At 63.2% G+C, this 18698-nt stretch carries 17 protein-coding genes and 1 pseudogene; 4 read left to right on the forward strand and 14 right to left on the reverse strand.

Annotated features, from left to right (window positions below; all coding sequences use genetic code 11):
- Positions 1-12: 12 nt before the first annotated feature.
- The 3 genes from CXQ80_RS10460 to CXQ80_RS10470 all read right to left on the reverse strand — a co-directional run bounded on the left by CXQ80_RS10460 (position 13) and on the right by CXQ80_RS10470 (position 2702).
- Positions 13-294 (reverse strand): peptidylprolyl isomerase, encoded by a 282-nt coding sequence (locus tag CXQ80_RS10460; protein WP_101319110.1) that lies wholly within the window; start codon positions 292-294, stop codon positions 13-15.
- 141 nt (positions 295-435) lie between these two features.
- Positions 436-1503, reverse strand: a complete 1068-nt coding sequence (locus tag CXQ80_RS10465; protein ID WP_101319112.1) for a 3-deoxy-7-phosphoheptulonate synthase — start codon at positions 1501-1503, stop codon at positions 436-438.
- Between the two features lie 533 nt (positions 1504-2036).
- A complete protein-coding gene (locus CXQ80_RS10470) occupies positions 2037-2702 on the reverse strand; it encodes a response regulator transcription factor (RefSeq protein WP_101319114.1) in 666 nt (221 codons plus the stop codon).
- A gap of 202 nt (positions 2703-2904) precedes the next feature.
- On the opposite strand from CXQ80_RS10470, the gene CXQ80_RS10475 reads away from it, so the two are divergent.
- Complete coding sequence (locus CXQ80_RS10475; protein ID WP_101319116.1) at positions 2905-3540, forward strand: response regulator transcription factor; 636 nt, start codon at positions 2905-2907, stop codon at positions 3538-3540.
- A 10-nt stretch (positions 3541-3550) separates the two neighbouring features.
- On the opposite strand, the gene CXQ80_RS10480 is transcribed toward CXQ80_RS10475, so the two are convergent.
- Entirely contained in the window at positions 3551-4195 is a 645-nt protein-coding gene (locus tag CXQ80_RS10480) for a pentapeptide repeat-containing protein (RefSeq protein ID WP_101319118.1), read from the reverse strand.
- Positions 4196-4291: 96 nt separating this feature from the next.
- Entirely contained in the window at positions 4292-6157 is a 1866-nt protein-coding gene (exaA, locus tag CXQ80_RS10485) for a quinoprotein ethanol dehydrogenase (RefSeq protein ID WP_101319120.1), read from the reverse strand.
- A 257-nt stretch (positions 6158-6414) separates the two neighbouring features.
- On the opposite strand from exaA, the gene pedF reads away from it, so the two are divergent.
- Positions 6415-6852 (forward strand): cytochrome c-550 PedF, encoded by a 438-nt coding sequence (pedF, locus tag CXQ80_RS10490; protein WP_101319122.1) that lies wholly within the window; start codon positions 6415-6417, stop codon positions 6850-6852.
- 77 nt (positions 6853-6929) lie between these two features.
- Here the strand turns inward: pedF and CXQ80_RS10495 are convergent, their stop codons facing one another.
- From CXQ80_RS10495 to CXQ80_RS10505, 4 genes are all read right to left on the reverse strand, one after another.
- On the reverse strand, positions 6930-7685 hold the full coding sequence (locus CXQ80_RS10495; RefSeq protein ID WP_157831739.1) for a hypothetical protein: 756 nt from the start codon (positions 7683-7685) through the stop codon (positions 6930-6932).
- 62 nt (positions 7686-7747) lie between these two features.
- Positions 7748-8161, reverse strand: coding sequence for a hypothetical protein (locus CXQ80_RS24715; protein WP_157831740.1), 414 nt, complete (start codon positions 8159-8161; stop codon positions 7748-7750).
- Between the two features lie 240 nt (positions 8162-8401).
- Complete coding sequence (locus CXQ80_RS10500; protein WP_101319126.1) at positions 8402-9553, reverse strand: acyl-CoA dehydrogenase family protein; 1152 nt, start codon at positions 9551-9553, stop codon at positions 8402-8404.
- A 16-nt stretch (positions 9554-9569) separates the two neighbouring features.
- A complete protein-coding gene (locus CXQ80_RS10505) occupies positions 9570-10640 on the reverse strand; it encodes an enoyl-CoA hydratase/isomerase family protein (RefSeq protein WP_101319128.1) in 1071 nt (356 codons plus the stop codon).
- Positions 10641-10980: 340 nt separating this feature from the next.
- On the opposite strand from CXQ80_RS10505, the gene CXQ80_RS10510 reads away from it, so the two are divergent.
- Positions 10981-12165 carry a porin gene (locus CXQ80_RS10510; protein WP_101319130.1) on the forward strand — a complete coding sequence of 395 codons (1185 nt, stop codon included), beginning with the start codon at positions 10981-10983 and terminating at the stop codon, positions 12163-12165.
- A gap of 86 nt (positions 12166-12251) precedes the next feature.
- Complete coding sequence (locus tag CXQ80_RS10515; RefSeq protein WP_101319132.1) at positions 12252-12788, forward strand: sterol desaturase family protein; 537 nt, start codon at positions 12252-12254, stop codon at positions 12786-12788.
- On the opposite strand, the pseudogene CXQ80_RS10520 reads toward CXQ80_RS10515, so the two are convergent.
- The 5 genes and pseudogenes from CXQ80_RS10520 to fni form a co-directional block, all read right to left on the reverse strand.
- Positions 12733-13659, reverse strand: a pseudogene (locus CXQ80_RS10520) (phytoene/squalene synthase family protein); the annotation flags it as partial. The gene CXQ80_RS10515 and the pseudogene CXQ80_RS10520 overlap by 56 nt on opposite strands.
- Positions 13656-15146: a phytoene desaturase gene (locus tag CXQ80_RS10525; RefSeq protein ID WP_101319134.1), complete on the reverse strand. Its 1491-nt coding sequence runs from the start codon at positions 15144-15146 to the stop codon at positions 13656-13658. The pseudogene CXQ80_RS10520 and the gene CXQ80_RS10525, both read right to left, overlap by 4 nt.
- The gene (crtY, locus tag CXQ80_RS10530; RefSeq protein ID WP_101319136.1) at positions 15143-16309 is read right to left on the reverse strand and encodes a lycopene beta-cyclase CrtY; all 1167 of its coding nucleotides are present in this window, start codon (positions 16307-16309) and stop codon (positions 15143-15145) included. Before crtY ends, CXQ80_RS10525 begins: the two co-directional genes overlap by 4 nt.
- On the reverse strand, positions 16294-17580 hold the full coding sequence (locus CXQ80_RS10535) for a glycosyltransferase (protein WP_101319138.1): 1287 nt from the start codon (positions 17578-17580) through the stop codon (positions 16294-16296). Before CXQ80_RS10535 ends, crtY begins: the two co-directional genes overlap by 16 nt.
- Positions 17577-18623, reverse strand: coding sequence for a type 2 isopentenyl-diphosphate Delta-isomerase (gene fni / locus CXQ80_RS10540; RefSeq protein WP_101319140.1), 1047 nt, complete (start codon positions 18621-18623; stop codon positions 17577-17579). Before fni ends, CXQ80_RS10535 begins: the two co-directional genes overlap by 4 nt.
- Positions 18624-18698 lie beyond the last annotated feature (75 nt).

Here is an 18698-nt window from a genome sequence, read left to right on the forward strand (position 1 = left end):
GGCAAGACTGGATCAGTCCTGACGGCTGGTCACTTCCAGCAGGTGGTAGCCGAACTGGGTCTTGACCGGACCTTGAACTTCATTCAGCGGCGCGCTGAAGACCACGGTGTCGAACTCCTTGACCATCTGGCCTGGGCCAAACGAACCCAGATCACCGCCTTGGCGGCTGGATGGGCAGCTGGAGTTGGCCTTGGCGACTTCAGCGAAATCAGCGCCGCCCTGGATCTGCGCTTTGAGCTCGTTGCACTTGTCTTCGCTGCTGACCAGGATGTGGCGGGCGGTGGCTTTGGCCATGGGAAATGCTCCTTTTGAATGAGTCCGCAAGCCTAGCGCAAACCACACGCGGTTGTCTGCCATGGTTGCTGTCGCTGGCAGCCAACACCGTTTGCAGGGCGCCGCAACTGCCGCGGATGCGCGCCGTGTCCGCGCCGGATACTACTGACGCAGGCGCATGGCGCAGCGTTGCAACAGTCGCTCGCTGGCCTCCCAGCCAAGGCATCCGTCGGTGATCGATACCCCGTAGGCGAGGTCGCCTTTGCCCAAGGCCTGGCAGCCATCGTACAGATGCCCTTCAAGCATCATGCCGACCACTGATTGATCCCCCGCCAGCCGCTGCGCCAGCACATCGTCGAACACGGCTGGCTGCCGAGCTGGGTCCTTGCCGCTGTTGGCATGGCTGCAGTCGACCACGATGCGCGCAGCGAGCCCAGCCTTGGTCAGGCTCTGACGCGCACGAGCGATGCTCTGCGCATCGTAGTTAGGCCCATCATGGCCGCCGCGCAGGACCAGGTGGGTGTCTGCGTTGCCCAGCGTATCGATGATCGCCGGATGACCCTGAGCGTCCATGCCAAAGTGCCGATGCGGATGGGCGGCGCTGCGCATGGCATCGGTCGCAACCGTGATACCGCCGTCGGTGCCGTTCTTGAACCCCACCGGCAGCCGCAGACCGCTGACCATCTCGCGGTGAATCTGCGACTCGGTGGTGCGTGCACCAATCGCTGCCCAACTGAGCAGGTCATCGAAGTAGCCGGCAGCCATCGGCTGGAGCAATTCGGTGGCGATCGGCAAGCCGCGTTCAAGCATGCTCAGCATCAAGCCACGGGACAGGGCGATACCGGCGTGCATGTCGTCGCTGCCGTCCAAATGCGGGTCGTAGGCCAGGCCCTTCCAGCCGACTGTAGTACGCGGCTTTTCGACATAGGCGCGCATCACCAGCAGCAGCTTGTCGTCGACCTTGCGGCTGAGTGCAGCGAGGCGGTCGGCGTATTCCAGCGCTGAGCGTGGGTCATGAATCGAGCACGGGCCAACAATCACCAGCAGGCGCGAGTCGCGGCCTTCGAGAATGGCGCGGACGGCCTGGCGGTGCTGCTCCACTTGCTGGGCAAGTTCAGGCGTGAGTGGCATTTGCTGCTTGAGCAGGTGCGGGCTGGGCAGGCGCTGGCTGACAGCGGAGTTGGCAGCAACAGGTTGGGTCAGGGGCAGGGCGAGGGTAGCGGCTTGCATAGTTCTGTTTCCCTGGGCGGACAGCGGGTTCAGGCCCGCGTGGTCGGCCCTATCGAGGTGTTCGACAAATCGTCAAATGCGGTTCTTGTGCGGCATCGCCACCGGAAATCGACCGAACGGAGGCGGCAGGCTGGCCCGAACGGGATTGGCTAAATCGCCAGGTATAGGTGGCTGCGCGGTAGGAAGTGCGGTAGTTCATGTTGAAATCCTCGATATGTTTGGTGTTTTTCAAAGGCCTGGAAACGCAAAACCCCCGGTCGGGAAGCCGACCGGGGGTTGAGTATTCTCATGTTCGGCGGCCCCTCGAAGAGTGGGCGCCGTTGGGTATCAGCGGCGCCTAGTGGCTAAACCAATACCCAAAATAAACGGTGGAGACGACCGAACCAGGCACGACAGCCAGCAGCCGGCGCGCAGTGCGTGCGGTGCAGATAGCAGTGTGGTGGTGGCTGTGGGTCATGTTGCACTCCAGTGATTGAGTCCGAGCTTACTGCACCTGCAACGGCGCATTCAATGGCTGAATGCGCTTTTTTATGTCAGCGCCGCAGGTAGGCGGTGAAGTCGATATCGCCGGCGCTGAGGATCGCCTGCACCCGGTTGTGCACATTCAGCTTGCGCAGGATCGCCGACACGTGAGCCTTGACCGTGGTCTCGGCAATGTCCAGGTGGTAGGCAATCTGCTTGTTCGATTCGCCCTTGGTCATCCGCTCAAGTACCAGCAGTTGCTTGCGGGTCAGCGCCTGCAGCAGCTCCGGGGCGAAGCTCTGCGCTTCGCTGACCGCGCGGCGGGTGCCGGGCTTCTGCGTGCGGATGATGTCCGGTGGCAAGTAGACATTGCCGTTGAGAATCTGCTCGATGGCGTCGGTCATCTGCGCCCGCGGCGAGGACTTGGTGATGAAGCCGACCGCGCCATAGGTAATGGCCTGGAGCACCACCTGCTTGTCCTGCTCGGCCGAGACGATTACCACCGGAATGGTCGGCGCCTCGTTGCGCAGGTTCATCAAACCGCCCAGGCCGTGCATGCCGGGCATGTTCAGGTCGAGCAGGATCAGGTCGAGGTCGTCGTTTTCGCAGGTCATCGCCAAAGCGCTGTCGAGGTCGGCGGTTTCCATCACCTCGCTGCCTGGAAATCCATCGGCAATCACGTTGTGCATGGCCTCGCGGAACAATGGGTGATCGTCGGCGATGAGAATCTTGTACATGGCTGTGCACCTTATTGTTGTATGTGTGCTCGCACGCAGGGGCAGTTCGCTTGGCAGCAGCCCTCGTTATGCCGCTATTAAGAGCCGGTAGCAAGGCTTTGTGAATGCGACCATCGCCATGCGAAGCAGTACCAAAGTAGTAGGTCTGGGCAGCGGCAGGGCTTTTAGCATGGAGGCCTGCACTGTACAGGAGGCACAAGGTATGGCCATTTTGCTGGTAGACGACCACCCGTTGCTGCGCGCCGGCATTACCGCGACCCTGGCCCAGGCGTTGCCGCAGATGCCCTTGCTGCAGGCCAGCGATGGCGAGCAGGCGCTGGCCATGGTGCAGGCGCAGGTGCCGGGGCTGGTGATCATGGATTTCGACCTGCCGGGCATCAGTGGCCTGGAAACCACCCGCCGTCTGCGCCAGCGTTTGCCGCAGCTACGCGTGCTGTTTCTCAGTGAACATGCGCAACTGAGCCTGGTGCGCCAGGCATTGGCGGCTGGGGCTTGCGGCTTTCTGTCCAAGCAGGTCACCCCTGAGGTACTGATCGAGGCGGTGCGCAAGGCCCTTAGCGGACATGCCTATATCGAGCAGGGCTTGGCGACCGCGTTGGCCTGTCAGCCCGCGCAGGCTGAGACCGACTGCCTGCATGGCCTGACGCCGCGCGAGGCCGAGATTTTCCTGCTGCTGGCCAAGGGTACGGCGTTGCGCAGCATTGCCAGCCAGCTGTGTATCAGCAGCAAGACCGTGTCCAATCATCTGACCCTGCTCAAGAGCAAGTTGCGCGTCAGCAGCCAAGCGGAGCTGGTCCACCTGGCGCTGCAGGCAGGGTTGCTCAAAGCGGTCGCCTGAGTAGGCCGGTTTACTTCCAGGTCTGCGGGCAGCCTTGGCAGCCTTCCATGTTGCTGTCCTGGAAATTCGCATAGTGCTGACGGGTGCCGCGCAAATCAGCATTTTCCAGATTGCTTTCGCCAAGCTTGGCTTCCTGCAGATTGGCATCGGCCAGGCTTGCGCCCTTCAAGTCGGCTTTGCTCAGCCAGGTCATCTCGAGGTCAGCCGCCTGCAGCTTGGCGCCGTGCAGTTTGGCCCCGGACAGGCGTGCGAATTCCAGATAGGCCGCCGACAAATCGGCATTGTCAAAATTGGCGCCTTGTCCGTACATGCCCCAGGCCTGTACCGCGACCAGTGTTGCGTTCTGCAGTTGCGCCAGGCGCAGGTTGCTTTGCTGCAGGCTGGCACGGGTCAGGTTGGCGCCGCGCAGGTCGGCTTTTTCCAGGTTGGCCAGATCCAGCCGGGCATGGCGCAGGTTGGCCTCGCGCAGGTCGGCGCCAGACAGGTCGATCTTGCGCAGGTCCTGATTGCTCAGGTCGGCGCCGCGCAGGTTGGCGTTGGCGCACTTGCTTTCGGCGGCGATCACGCAGCCATTGATGGTCAGTGGGGCATCGCCCAGTTCATCGGCAACAACCGGGCTGAGCGCCAGAATCAACGCGAAGGGAAAGTAGTTCATGGTGGCTCCTCAGAGGAGGGCAAGGCCCTCGTTCACGGCGCTTGGCCGCAGCCACAACCAGCGTACGAGGCGCTGGTGGGGCCGCAGCCAGGCAACTCAGCGTTGGGCTGTCTTGCTCTTGCTGTCCCATGCCGGGATTTTGAACACCCAGAACGAGCCGCCCTGTGCCACAGGTTTGGTCAGCTCGGCCATGTCGCCACCCCACAGCGGTACCGCGCCACCGTAGCCGACGGTTACGCCGATGTACTGCTCACCGTCCTGGTCCCAGGTGATCGGCGGCGAGACGATGCCGCTGCCGGTCTGGAATTTCCACAGCTCCTCGCCGGTCTTGGCGTTGAACGCCTTGAAGTAACCGTCGCCGGTACCGGTGAACACCAGGTTGCCTTTGGTTGCCAGCACGCCAGCCCAGAGCGGCAGGCGCTCCTTGTGCTCCCAGACCATCTTGCCGGTGGTTGGGTCCATCGCGCGCAGGGTGCCGACGTGGTCGTCATACATGCGTTTGATGCGGAAGCCCATGCCCAGGTACGCCGAGCCCTTCTTGTAGTTGACCTCTTCGGTCCAGTATTCCTCTTTCCACTGGTTGGCCGGCACGTAGAACAGCCCGGTGTCCTGGCTGTAGGCCATCGGGTTCCAGTTCTTGCCACCGAGGAACGGCGGCGAAACTTCGACTGGCTTGCCCTTGGTCTGGCCTGGTTCAGGCTTGGCCGGACGCTGCCCCTCGTTTTCAACCGGGCGCCCAGTCTTGAGGTCGATGTGGCTGGCCCAGGTGATGTTGTCGGCGAACGGGAAGGCGTTCTTCAACTTGCCGTTGGTGCGGTCGACTACGTAGAAGAAGCCGTTGCGGTCAGCATGCGCGGTGGCTTTGAACTGCTTGCCGTCCTTGTCCTTGTAATCGAACAGAACCAGTTCGTTGTTGCCGGAGAAGTCCCAGGCATCGTTCGGCGTGTGCTGGTAGAACCACTTGACCTCACCGGTGGTGGGGTCGACGCCGACCTGGCCGGAGGTGTACAGGCTGTCGTAGTCGTGCGGGTTGCCGTCCTTGGAGGTGCGCGCCCAGGTGTTCCACGGGCCAGGGTTGCCGGCGCCAACAATGATGGTATTGGTTTCGGCATCGAAGCTGGCGCTCTGCCAAGGAGCGCCGCCGCCGTGGCTCCAGGCCTCGACCTTGCCGGTTGGCGAGCTTGGATCATCCGGCCAGGACGGCGCTTTGACGTCGCCGGTCGGGGTGCTGTCCTTGCCGTTCAGGCGGCCCATGTGGCCTTCGACAAACGGTCGCATCCAGACTTCTTCGCCGGTGTCCGGGTCACGTGCATACAGCTGACCTACCACGCCGAACTCATCGCCCGAGCTGCCGTGAATCAGCAGTACCTTGCCGCTCTTCTGGTCTTTGATCAGGGTTGGCGCGCCGGTCATGGTGTAGCCGGCGCTGTGGTCGCCGAACTTCTTGTTCCAGACCACCTTGCCGGTGTCCTTGTTCAGCGCCACCACCCGTGCATCGAGGGTGCCGAAGAAGATCTTGTCGCCGTAGATGGCCGCGCCGCGGTTGACCACGTCACAGCAGGGGCGGATGTCGTCCGGCAGGCGGTGGTTGTAGGTCCACAGGCGCTTGCCGGTCTTGGCGTCCAGGGCAAATACCCGCGAGTAGGAGCCGGTGACGTAGATCACGCCGTCATTGATGATGGCCTGGGATTCCTGGCCGCGTTGCTTTTCGTCACCGAAAGAAAACGACCAGGCCGGGGTCAGTTTGAATACGTTCTGGTCATTGACCAGCGCCAGTGGGCTCCAGCGCTGGGCGTTGGTGCCCATGCCGTATTGCAGCACGTTACCGGTGGTCTTGTGGTCGTCGGCGATATCTTCCCAGGTAACCGGCTTGGCCTGGGCAGCGCCGCCGCAGGCCAGGCTGGCCAGGAGCAGGGCGGCAGAAAGAGGCGAAAGCAGGGCGGGTGATGTTCTTGTTGTCATGGTGGAGTTCCCAGTGAGGTTGTGCCTGGTTAGCCTGGAACGCCGCCGCTGATCGAGATACGGAAAAAGTCCCGGTCACTGCGGGAAATCTTCCCAGTCCGGACATGATTTGGCACTGCGCCGCAAGCGCTACTACCAAGGGATAAGGGTGCGACCCCCAAAGCAGCATGTGGCCGCTGGCCCTGGCTTTCTAGGATGGTCGGGCCGCCTCCGTTCGAGAGGCGCAGCGTGCAACTTCAGCAGTCGAGGGCAGAACAATGACAACCCCTAAAAGCGCCTGGCACCTTTCCCTGTTGCTGGCTGGCCTGTGCGCCGCCGGTGGCAGCTTCGCCCACGGCAACGTAACGCCATCGGCGGTCAATACCGATGGGCTGGAGCCCTTGGGCAGTGAATGGCGTAGCGAAAACCCCTACCGCAACAGCAAGGACCATGACAAAGCGCTGTCGATCGGCGCGTCGGCCTATAACCAGAACTGCGCCGCGTGCCATGGCCTCGAGGCCAAGTCCGGTGGCATCGCCCCTGATCTGCGCATGCTCGATGAAGGCGCCGTCGGTGATGAGTGGTTTGTCGAGCGGGTGCGCAACGGCGCGGTGCGCGATGGCCGCGTGTACATGCCGAAGATGGCCGACTTTCTCAGCCAGGAGGCGCTGTGGGCGGTGCGTACGTATCTGGACAGTGTGCATGTCACCGAGTGAACCGCGACCTGTACTGCTGTGATGCGCAGGCCGCGAGGAGGGAGCCAGGGCCGCAGGGCGGCCTGGGGCATCAGCGCTCAGTCGGGTGGCTGAATGGACGGTTCTTGCGCCTTCTGCGACTCGTCCATTTGTCTCAGGATGTCTACCAGCGAAGGGATCTTTGGCTGTTCGAAGTCGCCACCAGGGGTTTGGGACTGCTTGAGCAGTCCTTCGATCGAGTCCCGGTGCCCTGGCGGGTAGCGCATCAGTTCGAGTTCGCCCAGGTTGTCTATGAATTCAAGCGTTCTACGTACATCCAGACGCCCGTCAGACTCGTGGTCGCGCAACAGTGCGTTTTGCTGGACCCATGCATTGTCCATGTCCTGTCGAGCTTCCCAGGCGGCGTACCGCTCTACGCTGGTATAGGCGCCACTTTCGTCTTCGAGGATGGCGACAACCTCTTCGCGCGAGAGATGAGCAAAGGGGTTGGCAGTGTCACGCTGCCCCCGTACCACCCCCGCGATGTACTTCGCGGCCTGTTGACTCTGCTTGAGCCGTTCGGGTGAAGCCTCTGCAGGAATCTCATTTAGTGCCACAGACGCATTACCCAAACGCTTTATCTCGGCGTTGACCTTGAATATGAAACTGTCTGGGCCATAGACGCGCTGAAATTTTTCTTCCAGTTGTTTTTGCGTGAGTATGGCCTTGGCGCTGAGCGCCATGCCTTCAGCAGACAGTTGTACTTCACTACCGGCTTCCGGCTTGCTGGCAACGTTGGCAGTCACCAGCGCGGATCGCGATGTCGCCGTTGCCAAAACAGGGCGAGGCACGCCCTTTAATGTCGTGTCTATCATGCGTAGAGTCCCTTGACCGGGAGGGTTGCACAGGCGTGCACTCCTCCCGCATTGATGAGCGACTATTTGATCGTGAAAGTCACGCTGTAGTCATAGGGCGGCGAACTGTTGATGCGGGTTGTCTTGGCCTCGCACGTGGCCCGGGTTGATCCGACAGACATTGCCTTTTTGTCCCATTTCACCAGAGGTAATGAGACGTGAGATGTTTCGAATTTGCACTCTTTGCGACCTGATTTATAGGTAAAACGCAGGCCAGAGGCAGAAGAGGACGCACTGTTCAATTTGAATTGAGTTGAAGATCTTTCGCTGATAGGTCCCGGAGCAGGGTCGAGGGAACCAAACGCATATTGGTAGGTAAACGTGGCAATGGAAGTTGTCTCATTCTTCACCGTCACACTCACGACGGTGTTGCTCCAGGCATTCGCCATGGGCGCTACTACTGTCAGGAGCACTGCAGCGATCTTTAGCCGATACATGTACCTTCCTCCTAGTGCTTTCAACGCCCCCTGAATAAGCGGCGCCACTCGATATCCGGGGTGAGAAAAAGTGCTCAGGCCCAGACACCTGACATGTCGGCAAGGAAACAGCACGCTGTATCAGACGTGGTCTGATAGATGCGTAGGAAATTTCGCTATTAACAAAACAGGCGCCTCAATCGGCGCCTGTGGAGGTCTGTCGCGGCCTGCATTCAGGCGGGTCCGGGAGGAGGGCCGGGGCTACAGCGGATAGTGCTTGAGCTCGCGCGCGATCAGCATTCGCTGAATCTCGCTGGAGCCTTCATAGATCTGCGTGATGCGTGCGTCACGGTAATAGCGCTCCACCGGATAGTCTTCCAGGTAGCCGTAGCCGCCATGCACCTGAATCGCCATCGAGCACACCCGTTCGGCCATCTCCGACGCGAACAGCTTGGCCTGTGACGCCTCCGAAAGGCATGGCTTGCCCGCACTGCGCAAACGCGCGGCGTGCAGGATCAACAAGCGCGTGGCGTTGACCTGGACCTGCATGTCGGCCAGCAGGTTGGCGATGCTCTGGTGCTCGTTGATCGGCTTGCCGAACTGGATGCGGTCACGCGAGTACACCAGCGCTGCTTCGAATGCCGCCCGGGCAATGCCCAGCGCCTGGGCGGCGATACCGATGCGGCCGCCTTCCAGGTTGGACAGTGCAATCGCCAGGCCCTTGCCACGCTCTCCGAGCATGTTGGCTGCGGAGATGCGGCAGTTGTCGAGGCTCACGGCACAGGTGTCGGACGCGCGAATGCCCATCTTGTGTTCACTACGGTCGACCTTGAACCCAGGGTTGTCGGTCGGCACAAGAAACGCCGACAGGCCTTTTTTGCCCAAGTCGGGGTCAGTCACTGCAAAGACGATCGCCAAACCGGCACGGCGGGCGTTGCTGACAAACTGCTTGCTGCCGTTGATCACCCACTCGCCATCGATCAATTCCGCACGGGTGCGCAAGTTGTGCGCCTCGGAGCCGGCCTGCGGTTCGGTCAGGCAGAAGCAGCCAATCACTTCGCCGCTGGCCAGGCGGGGCAGCCAGTGCTGCTGTTGCTCAGGCATACCGTAGGCCAGCAGCGGGCCGCAGCCTACCGAGTTGTGAATGCTCATCAAGGCGCCGGTCGCGCCGTCGCCAGCCGAGATTTCCTCGACCGCCAGGGCATAGGCCACGTAGTCGGTGAAACTGCCGCCAAACTGCTCCGGCACGACCATGCCAAGCAAGCCCAGCTCACCCATCTTGCGCACCACCCCGTCGTCGATCCAGGCGGCTTTTTCCCAGGCCTGGGCATGCGGGGCAATTTCGCCCCGGGCAAAATCGCGCGCCATGTCGCGGATCATGATCTGTTCTTCGTTCAGTTCCAGGTCTTGCATCTGCGTACTCCCAGGCTCACAGCCCTTCGAAGAATTGGTCGACCCGCGCCTGCGCTAGCTCTGCCAGGGTCGGCGGGTTCCAGCGTGGCTGCTTGTCCTTGTCGATGATCAGGGCGCGCACGCCCTCGATGATGTCGCCGTGGGCGAACCACTGCCGGTCCAGGTGCAGCTCCATGGCAAAGCAAGCCTCCAGGCCGAGTTTGCGCCCGCGCCGGAGCATCTCCAGGGTCACGGCCATGGCCAGCGGCGAGCGGCTTTGCAGCAGGTCGGCGGTGGCCAGCGCCCAGGCCTGGCTGTCGCCGATCCGCACCGTGCGCAGTTGTTCGATGATGCTGGCAAGGTCGGCCTGGGCGAAGTAGTGGTCGATCACCGGGCGCAGCTTGGCCAGCGGCGCGTCGGCCAGTACCTGGGTGCCGAGGCGGGCCAGTGCGCCCTGCAGGTCCTTGAGCGGATGCTGACCGAAGCTGAGCTGGTCCAGGGCCTGATCGAGCTGAGCAAGCTTGTCGCTGCTCAGGTACCAGTTGGCCAGGCCGCAATACAAGGCATCGGCCGCCTGGATCTGGCAGCCGCTGACGCCCAGGTAGGTGCCCAGTTCGCCCGGCACGCGGGACAGGAAGTAGCTGCCGCCGACGTCCGGGAAGTAACCGATGGCGGTTTCCGGCATGCCCAGCCGGCTGCGCTCGGTAACCACGCGCAGGTCGGCGCCTTGTGCCAGGCCCATGCCGCCGCCCAGCGTGAAGCCGTCCATCAACACCAGGGTCGGTTTGGGGTAGTGATGGATGCGCAGGTCGAGGGCGTACTCCTCGACGAAGAACTCTTCATGCAGGCTGCTGCCGGCCTTGAAGCTGTCGTACAGCGAGCGGATATCACCGCCGGCGCAGAAGCCTTTTGGCCCTTCACCGCGCAGGACCACAGCCTGCACCTGCGGGTCGACTGCCCAGGCGTCGAGCGCCTGCTGCAGGCTGCGCACCATGTCCAGGGTCAGCGCGTTGAGCCCGGCCGGGCGATTCAAGGTGAGGTGGCCAATCTGATTGCGGACTTCAGCCAGCACATGATCGGTGGATGAAATTCGAGCGTGCGCGGTCATCGCGATCTCCCTGCTTTGTTATTGATTTTCCAAGTGAAGTCTGGAGTGCACTGGAGGATCAAAAGATCCTGCCATGCAAATATGTCCTGCACAATCGACATATCTGCAGCAGCTGACTGCATGAATGTGCCATGTACCCGCTTTGTGCACCCCGCCTTGCGAATGAGTTACTGCCACTTTAGCCGAGTGCGCCCCAAGGAGCGGGTCGTAGTGCTTGCAGGCGCAAGCCGCCCGGCACCGGCCAAGGAACTGGCCAATCGCCGCCAAGGCAGCGTGGGGCCGCGTGCGTGGGCTTTCGATAATCGCCTGGACACCTGTCCAACCAATTGCGGAGCGCGTCATGCACAACAACAATAACAACTCCCACCGTCGTATCCTGCCGCTGCTTGGCGGCCTTGCCAGCCTGGCCTTGGCCCCGTTGGCGGGGGCCGAGATCATGCTCTACGACAAGGACCAGACCACCTTTTCCACCGACGGCTACATCAACGCCTTCTACGTCAACAGCGATATCGACCGCGCCGGCGAGCAATATGATCGGCGCCAGTCACGGGTGAAAATGGGCTTTCTGCCCAATACCCTTGGTTTCAACATGACGCGCCAGATCGACGATCTCAAGCTGGGTGGGCGTGCCTCGTTCTGGGTCAGCATCAACGACAGTGAAACCAACGGCACCGACACCGCCATCGATGTCCGCCAGTTCTACGGCACGGTAGCCAACCCGGAGTGGGGCGAGGTGTTGATCGGCAAAGACTTCGGTTTGTTTGCCCGCTCCAACATCCTCCTCGATGAACTGCTCACTGGCTACGGCCAGGTCAGCGACACACTTGGCCTGGTTGACGGCGGCGGGGTCTCGTTCGGCAACATCGGCAGCGGCTATCCCTATCCTTTCCCGACCTCGCAGATCACCTACCGCACACCGGTAATGGACGGCCTGCGCCTGGCCGTGGGGATAATGGACCCGGTTGACACCAACGACGACAGCGCGGTCGGCAAGGCCTATCAGGAGAATCCGCGCACCGAGAGCGAGATCACCTACCAGTTCGATCTGGGCGGCGCGAAGATCTACAGCTGGCTCAACGGCAGTTACCAGACCTCCGACAACACCGACAGCAACGTCGACTCGGTGACCTCCAAAGGTCTTGGCTACGGCGTACAAGCCAAGATGGGTGCGTTCTCGCTGACAGGCTCGGGCTTCAGCGCCAAGGGCATCAACCCGTTCTTCACCAACAATGCTGGTGAGGCGACCCTGCGTGAGGTCGACAGCCAGGGTTATCTGGTGCAGGGCTCGTACACCTTCGGCAAAAACCGCCTGGCGCTGTCGTATGGCAAGACCAAGGATGACGGCAACGGTGCAGTGAACACTGGCGCCGACTATGAAACCCGCGGCATTGCCCTGTTTCGCGAGATCAATGCCAACTTGAAACTGGTCGCCGAATACAACCAGTTCGAGATCGATGGCCATGGCGGCGATGCGCAAAACGAGGACACCGATACCTTGGCCCTGGGGGCTGTGCTGACCTGGTAAGCGGGCGGCTGGCGCGGCGGCATGCCGCTGCAATCCGCTGGGGCATTTGCTGTATGCTCACAGGCATTGCCAGGAGATGCCGCGCCATGTTCACCAGTCTGCTGACGTTTCTGATCACCCTTGCCGCCATGGAAGGCGTTGCCTATCTGGCCCACAAGTACATCATGCATGGCTTTGGCTGGGGCTGGCACCGCTCGCATCACGAGCCACGCCACGGTGTGTTCGAAAAGAACGACCTGTACGCCGTAGTGTTTGCCGGGTTGGCCATCACCCTGATCGCGTTGGGCACTGCCGGCTGGTATCCACTGCAGTGGATCGGTGCCGGCATGACCGGCTATGGCCTGCTCTACTTCATCGCCCATGACGGCCTGGTGCACCGGCGCTGGCCGCTGCGGATCGTGCCGCGCCATGGCTACCTCAAGCGCCTGTACCAGGCTCACCTGATGCACCATGCGGTGCAGGGCAAGGACGGCTGTGTGTCGTTTGGTTTTCTCTACTCGCCTACGGTTGAGCAGTTGAAGGCGCAGCTGCGTGCGCGTCACGGTGGACCGTTGCGCGAGCAGCGAGTGGACGCTGCCAAAGCTGCAGCGCCCGTGGCGGATAGCGACGCCAGCCGCGGCTGAGGGCCTGCCACAGGCCACTGGCAACGGCGGCGAGTTTCTCCCCCTTGCTGGTCGACAGGCGCCCGTCCCAGGCGGCATCACCCGCCGCCAGAATCTTCAGGCCGATGCGCCGATACACCGAGCCCGCTGTTGCCACAGCCCAGGCTGAACGCCAGGGCAGGGCGCTCAAACCGGCCTGGGCGCTGGCATAGTAGGGCTCTGCCTGCTCCACCAGACGTGTGCCCATGCGCGCCACGGCAGTACGGTGGCGTGGTTCGGCAAGCTGTTCGGCAGTGATCGCAAACTCGTCCAGCCAGGCTTGCGGCAGATAGCAGCGGCCAACCTTGGCATCATCGACGATATCCCGGGCAATATTGGTCAGTTGCATGGCCAGGCCAAGGTCGCAGGCGCGGTCGAGCACGGCGTCATCGCGCACGCCCATGACCCGCGCCATCATCAGGCCGACCACGCCAGCCACGTGGTAGCAATAACCCAGTGTTTGCTCTAGCGTCTGGTAGCGCTGGCCGGCAACGTCCTGCTCAAACCCCGCCAGCAGGTCGAACGCCTCTGCCTGCGGTACGCCATGGCGCCGGGCAACTTCGCGCAGTGCAGCAAAGGCGGGGTCGGTGACCGGCTGATCGGCGCAGGCAGCTGCGGTTTGCTGATACAGGCCGGCCAAACGCAGGCGGGCTTCCTCAGTTTCCAGCACGCTAGCCTGATGGCCGGCTTGCTGGCCGTCGATCACGTCGTCGCAGTGGCGGCACCAGGCGTACAACAGCACTGCGCTGCGGCGGGTGACCGGATCGAACAGGCGCGAGGCTGCGGCGAAGCTTTTCGAGCCGACGGCGATGCTGTGTTCGGCGTGGGCGAGCAGTTGCTCGTCGCCACTCATCGCTGCAGATCCTCGAGCATCAAGCCTGCGGTGGCCTTGGCCGAGCCGATCACGCCCGGCACGCCAGCGCCTGGGTGGGTGCCGGCGCCGACTAGGTAGAGGTTGCTCACCTGCGCATCACGGTTATGCGGGCGGAACCAGGCACTCTGGGTCAACACCGGCTCCAGCGAGAACGCCGAGCCCAGGTGGGCGTTGAGTTCGTCACGAAAATCTACCGGGGTGAAGCTGCGGCAAGTGACTAGGTCTTCGCGCAGCCCAGGGATGTAATAGCGCTCGAGGTAATCGAGGATTTTCTCCTGATAGCGTGGGCCTTCGACCGCCCAGTCGACCGGCGCATTGCCCAAATGCGGCACTGGCGCAAGCACGTAATGGCTGGAGCAACCGTCCGGCGCCATGTCCGGGTCGGTCGCGCAGGGCGAGTGCAGATACAGCGAGAAGTCTTCCGGCAGATTGGGGCCGTTGAAGATTTCCTGCACCAGCTCACGATAGCGCGGGCCGAAGCACACAGTATGGTGACGCAGCTGCGGCTGCCGGCGCTTGAGGCCGAAATGCACAACGAACAACGAGTTGCTGAAACGCTTGCTTTTCAACCGGCGTGCTTCGGACTGGCCGCGCCGGTGCGCGCCGAGCAGGTCGGCGTAGGTATGCACCACGTCGGCGTTGGAGGCGATCGCATCGGCCGTCCAGTGGCGGCCGTCGCGGCTGCGCGCACCGATCAGGCGGTCGCCCTGGGTATCGAAGCTGACCACGTCGGCGTTCAGCTCGAGGGTGCCACCGAGGTCGGTGAACAGCCGCGCCATGCCCTCGACCAGCGCGCCGGTGCCGCCTTTGGCAAACCACACGCCCCACTCACGCTCCAGGGCGTGGATCAAGGTGTAGATGGCCGAAGTGGCGAATGGATTGCCGCCCACCAGCAGGGCGTGGAAGGAGAACACCTGGCGCAACTGCGGGTTGCGGATGTACTGACCGACCATGCTGTAGACACTGCGCCAGGCCTGCAAACGGGCCAGTTGCGGGCCGGCATGGAGCATGTCGCGGAAGGTCAGGAACGGCACCGCACCAAGCTTGATATAGCCCTCTTCGAGGACTGCTCGGGAGTACTTCAAAAAGCTCTGATAGCCGGCGACATCGGCCGGCTCCATGGCGTGGATCTGCTGCTCGAGCTCGGCTTGATCGTTGCTGTAGTCGAACTGCGTGCCGTCTTCCCAGCACAGCCGGTAGAACGGCGCGACCGGCAGCAGCTCGACGTAGTCGGCCATCGGCTTGCCGGCCAGCTCGAACAGCGCTTCGATCGCGGTCGGGTCGGTGATCACCGTGGGGCCGGCGTCAAAGGTAAAGCCCTGGTCGTGGTAGACGTAGGCACGCCCGCCCGGCAAGTCGCGACGCTCCAGCAACGTGGTGTGAATCCCGGCCGCTTGCAGGCGAATGGCCAATGCCAGGCCGCCGAGGCCGGCACCAATCACCAGCGCGGTTTTGCCTTGGGTCATGACTGCTCCTTGAAATGCTGTGGAGAATGGCGCAACGCCGCCCGTAGCGCCTGGCCGACGGGGACTGGCGGTTTGCCCGAAAGAATGCGCAGACGATCAGCCGCAGAGCTTTGGCCTGCATAAAAACGTGCGATCAAGCTTTCCGGCAAGCGGTAGAAGCGCTGCATGACCTGCCAGCGCTGCTGCGCGCTACCAGCCAGGAACAGCATGCGATTGAGCAGCCGATAAAAGCCCTGGCCGCGCCAGCGCTGCGCCAGATAGCTGCCCATGGCCCGGTGCAGCTGCGCGCTGCTGTCGAACGGCTGCGTTGCGAGCCAGTCCGCTAGGCGCACGGCCTCCGGCAGCGAATAGCCGGTCGTACAGTGGCACAGCCCGGCGCGCAGCCCTGATGAGACCTGCCCATGCTGCTGCGCCCACCAGGCCGGAAAGTCTTCTGCCAGGGTGATCGGCAAGTCGCCTTGCTCTTCGCGCAGGCACTCGGCGACATGCCAGCCGTGCTGAAGCACGTAGTCGTCGATATTGCTGCGCAACTGCGCTGTAACTGGCGGGCTGTGGTCGACGTAGTGGGTGTCCTCGATCAGCAGGGTATCGGCGCTGAACGGCAACACGTAGACAAAGCGGTAACCGTTGCCCTGGGCGACTCGGGCATCCATCAGGATCGGTGTTTGCAAACCGTGGGGCTGCTCAAGCCGCAGCACCTGGCCGAGAAACGCCTGGCGGCCAAGCACCCGGTGCGGGCTGGCCTCGGCGCCACGGCCATCGATGGTGACCCGCGCCTGCAGCACTTCGCCGCTGGCCAGGGTGACCTGCTCCGGCGCAAGCGAGGTGATCTCGCAGCCGGTACGCAGGGCCGGCCCCAGGGCCTGGGTGATGACCTCGGCAAAGCGCTCGCTGGTGATGCTCGCATAGCCACTGGCCAGACGCCGCGACAAGTGCGGAAAGTGCACGTGGTAGGCCGGCCAGCGCTTGACCACCAACGGCTCCAGCCAACGCTGCTGGGCGGGCGTGAGGTCGGCATCATGGAACGACCAGGTATGGTTGCCGCCAAGGTTGGCAGCACGCTCCAGGCACAGCAGTTTCAGCTCAGGCCGTAGTTGGCTCAGGCGCCAGGCGATCAGGCCATTGGCCAGGCCGCCACCGGCGAGGATCAGGTCGTAATGCATGGTGAGTTCTCTGCCAGTACCGGTTGGTGGCTGCGCAACGCTGCCTCGACGATGTCCGCTGCCTTGGCCGCGCCACCGGCCGTGGCCAGTTCGCGTTGCAGCGCAGTCAACCTGGGCAGCGGTTCGCGCAGCAGGTGGGCGAGCGCGCTGCGGATGGCACTGACACTGGCCCGCCGCGACAGCGCCACGCCCAGACGATGATAGGCAACCCGCGCCGCCACGCCCGGTTGATCGAATGCAATCGGCATGACCAACAGCGGCGTGGCTGCGGCAATGGCATCCAGCACGGTGTTCAGGCCGCCATGGCTGATGACCACATCGGCACGGCGCACCGCCCATTGCTGGGGCGCGAAGTCGGTCACGAAGGTAGCGCCCTGTTGCAGCAACTGCGCTTGCTGAGCGTGATCGAGGCCGCCGCAGTGGGCGATCAGCAGCTGCACATCCAGCGCCTGGCAGGCCTGGCTGATCTTGCTGAACAACTCGAAGCGATGGCCCTGCAGGGTGCCCAGGCTGGCAAACACCAGTGGCCGCGCCGGGTCCAGGGGCCAGTCGGCGGCGTCCTGCTGCGCCGCCACCCGCAGCGGTCCGACTGCATGAAAGTGCGCCGGCAACGCCTGGCGCGGAAAATCAAAGCTGGGCACGGTCTGGCTGATTTGCGCCAGCGGCGACAGCCAGTCATGCAAACCCTCACGCTCGACCAGGCCATGCTCGCGGCAGGCCTGGCGCAGCACGCGCCCCAGTGGCTGCATCAACCAGTCGAAGACCTCGGTGCTGCCGCGGTACAGGCGCCGCTTGAAGCGGCTTTGGCCGTAGTCGAACGGCATCACCGGCAAGGGTATGCCGGGTTCGCGGTTGATCGGCAGCGCGCAGGCGATGGATATCCAGGGAATACCCGCCACTTCCGCCGCCAGCGCCCCGGCCGGTTCCATCTGGTCACACAGCATGGCATCCACCTGCTGCGCAGCGAGCGCCTCGGGCAGGCAGGCGCAGAGCATCGCGCTGGTGCTCGCCAACTGGTCGATCAAACGGCGCAGATGCATCGGCCCACTGGGGATGGCGGCCAGGCGCAAGGTCTGTTCAAGGTGGTCGTCGGCAAGCCGCCCGTGGCCTACCGCGACAAAGCCGATGCGTGGGTCGCTGAGCCAGCGCTGCGCGGCAGGTTGGTGAAAAAAACTCACGCGGTGGCCGCGCTCGACCAGCTCCCCGGCCAGCGCCTGCAAGGCCTGGAAATGGCTGGGGTAGGGCGGGGCAACCACCGCAAAGTGACTCATGACAGGTCCAGCCCGGCCGCCAGCAAGCGCGCCCGACGCAGCGCTGCCAGGTCACGCGAGCCGGTGCAGAAGCACGCGACCCGCAGCTGACGAATGATGATCTCGAAGTGCTCGACCACCGCCTCGGTGGACTCGGTGGCAGCCTGCAACACGCCGGCAGCCTGACCGACCAGATCAGCGCCAAGGCGGATCGCCTTGGCCGCATCGATGCCGTCACGAATACCGCCGGAGGCAATCAGAACGCTGTTGGGCAAGGCCCGGCGCAATGTCTGCAGACACAGCGGCGTCGGAATGCCCCAGTCCGCGAAAGCCATGGCCACAGCGCGATCGGCGTGGTTGCTGGCACGCTCGGCTTCAACCGCTGCCCAGCTGGTGCCGCCGGTGCCGGCCACGTCGATCACCTGCACACCGGCTTCGAGCAGGTCGCGGGCCACGCTTGGCGAGATCCCGGCGCCGACTTCCTTGATGATCACCGGCACCGGCAGCGCTGCAGTCAGCGCCGAGATCTGCGCCAGCACGCCGCGCCAGTCGCGGTCACCTTCGGGCTGCACTGCTTCCTGCAGCGGGTTGAGGTGGATGATCAAGGCGCTGGCTTCGAGCATTTCGACGGCGCGCCGGGCCAGATCCAGGCCGTCGGCTTCGCGCAGTTGCGCCGCGCCAAGGTTGGCCAACAGCGGAATATCCGGGGCCAGCCGGCGTAGCTCGCGGGTCAGGCCCTGGTCGTCGGCGCTGCGCAGGCTGACCCGCTGCGAGCCTACACCCATGGCAATCCCCAGCGCCTGCGCAGCCTCGGCCAGATGGCGGTTGATGCGTGTGGCGCGCTCGGCGCCACCGGTCATCGAGCTGATCAGCAGCGGCGCACGTAATGGCATACCCAGCAAAGAGCTGCTCAGGTCGATGCTGTCGAGGCACAGTTCAGGCAGGGCGCAGTGCTCGAAACGGACAGCGGCCCAGCCGGCATCGGCATGCGCGATGGTTTTATCTGCGCCCAATACGATGTCAAGATGATCGTCCTTGCGCTGGCTCAACACGCTTTTTTTCATTCCGGCTCCGCTGCCAGTGAATCATTGGGTGAAAATCATGGCCTTACCTTGTACAACGCTAGTAGCTTTGTACAG

It is taken from the genome of Pseudomonas sp. 02C 26 (assembly GCF_002843585.1).
GTDB classification, from domain to species: domain Bacteria; phylum Pseudomonadota; class Gammaproteobacteria; order Pseudomonadales; family Pseudomonadaceae; genus Aquipseudomonas; species Aquipseudomonas shirazensis.

Coding starts and splice junctions, on each gene's coding strand:
- CXQ80_RS10460 (WP_101319110.1), bottom strand. CDS start 294: ATGGCCAAAGCCACCGCCCGCCACATCCTGGTCAGCAGCGAAGACAAG.
- CXQ80_RS10465 (WP_101319112.1), bottom strand. CDS start 1,503: ATGCAAGCCGCTACCCTCGCCCTGCCCCTGACCCAACCTGTTGCTGCC.
- CXQ80_RS10470 (WP_101319114.1), bottom strand. CDS start 2,702: ATGTACAAGATTCTCATCGCCGACGATCACCCATTGTTCCGCGAGGCC.
- CXQ80_RS10475 (WP_101319116.1), top strand. CDS start 2,905: ATGGCCATTTTGCTGGTAGACGACCACCCGTTGCTGCGCGCCGGCATT.
- CXQ80_RS10480 (WP_101319118.1), bottom strand. CDS start 4,195: ATGAACTACTTTCCCTTCGCGTTGATTCTGGCGCTCAGCCCGGTTGTT.
- exaA (WP_101319120.1), bottom strand. CDS start 6,157: ATGACAACAAGAACATCACCCGCCCTGCTTTCGCCTCTTTCTGCCGCC.
- pedF (WP_101319122.1), top strand. CDS start 6,415: ATGACAACCCCTAAAAGCGCCTGGCACCTTTCCCTGTTGCTGGCTGGC.
- CXQ80_RS10495 (WP_157831739.1), bottom strand. CDS start 7,685: ATGATAGACACGACATTAAAGGGCGTGCCTCGCCCTGTTTTGGCAACG.
- CXQ80_RS24715 (WP_157831740.1), bottom strand. CDS start 8,161: ATGTATCGGCTAAAGATCGCTGCAGTGCTCCTGACAGTAGTAGCGCCC.
- CXQ80_RS10500 (WP_101319126.1), bottom strand. CDS start 9,553: ATGCAAGACCTGGAACTGAACGAAGAACAGATCATGATCCGCGACATG.
- CXQ80_RS10505 (WP_101319128.1), bottom strand. CDS start 10,640: ATGACCGCGCACGCTCGAATTTCATCCACCGATCATGTGCTGGCTGAA.
- CXQ80_RS10510 (WP_101319130.1), top strand. CDS start 10,981: ATGCACAACAACAATAACAACTCCCACCGTCGTATCCTGCCGCTGCTT.
- CXQ80_RS10515 (WP_101319132.1), top strand. CDS start 12,252: ATGTTCACCAGTCTGCTGACGTTTCTGATCACCCTTGCCGCCATGGAA.
- CXQ80_RS10525 (WP_101319134.1), bottom strand. CDS start 15,146: ATGACCCAAGGCAAAACCGCGCTGGTGATTGGTGCCGGCCTCGGCGGC.
- crtY (WP_101319136.1), bottom strand. CDS start 16,309: ATGCATTACGACCTGATCCTCGCCGGTGGCGGCCTGGCCAATGGCCTG.
- CXQ80_RS10535 (WP_101319138.1), bottom strand. CDS start 17,580: ATGAGTCACTTTGCGGTGGTTGCCCCGCCCTACCCCAGCCATTTCCAG.
- fni (WP_101319140.1), bottom strand. CDS start 18,623: ATGAAAAAAAGCGTGTTGAGCCAGCGCAAGGACGATCATCTTGACATC.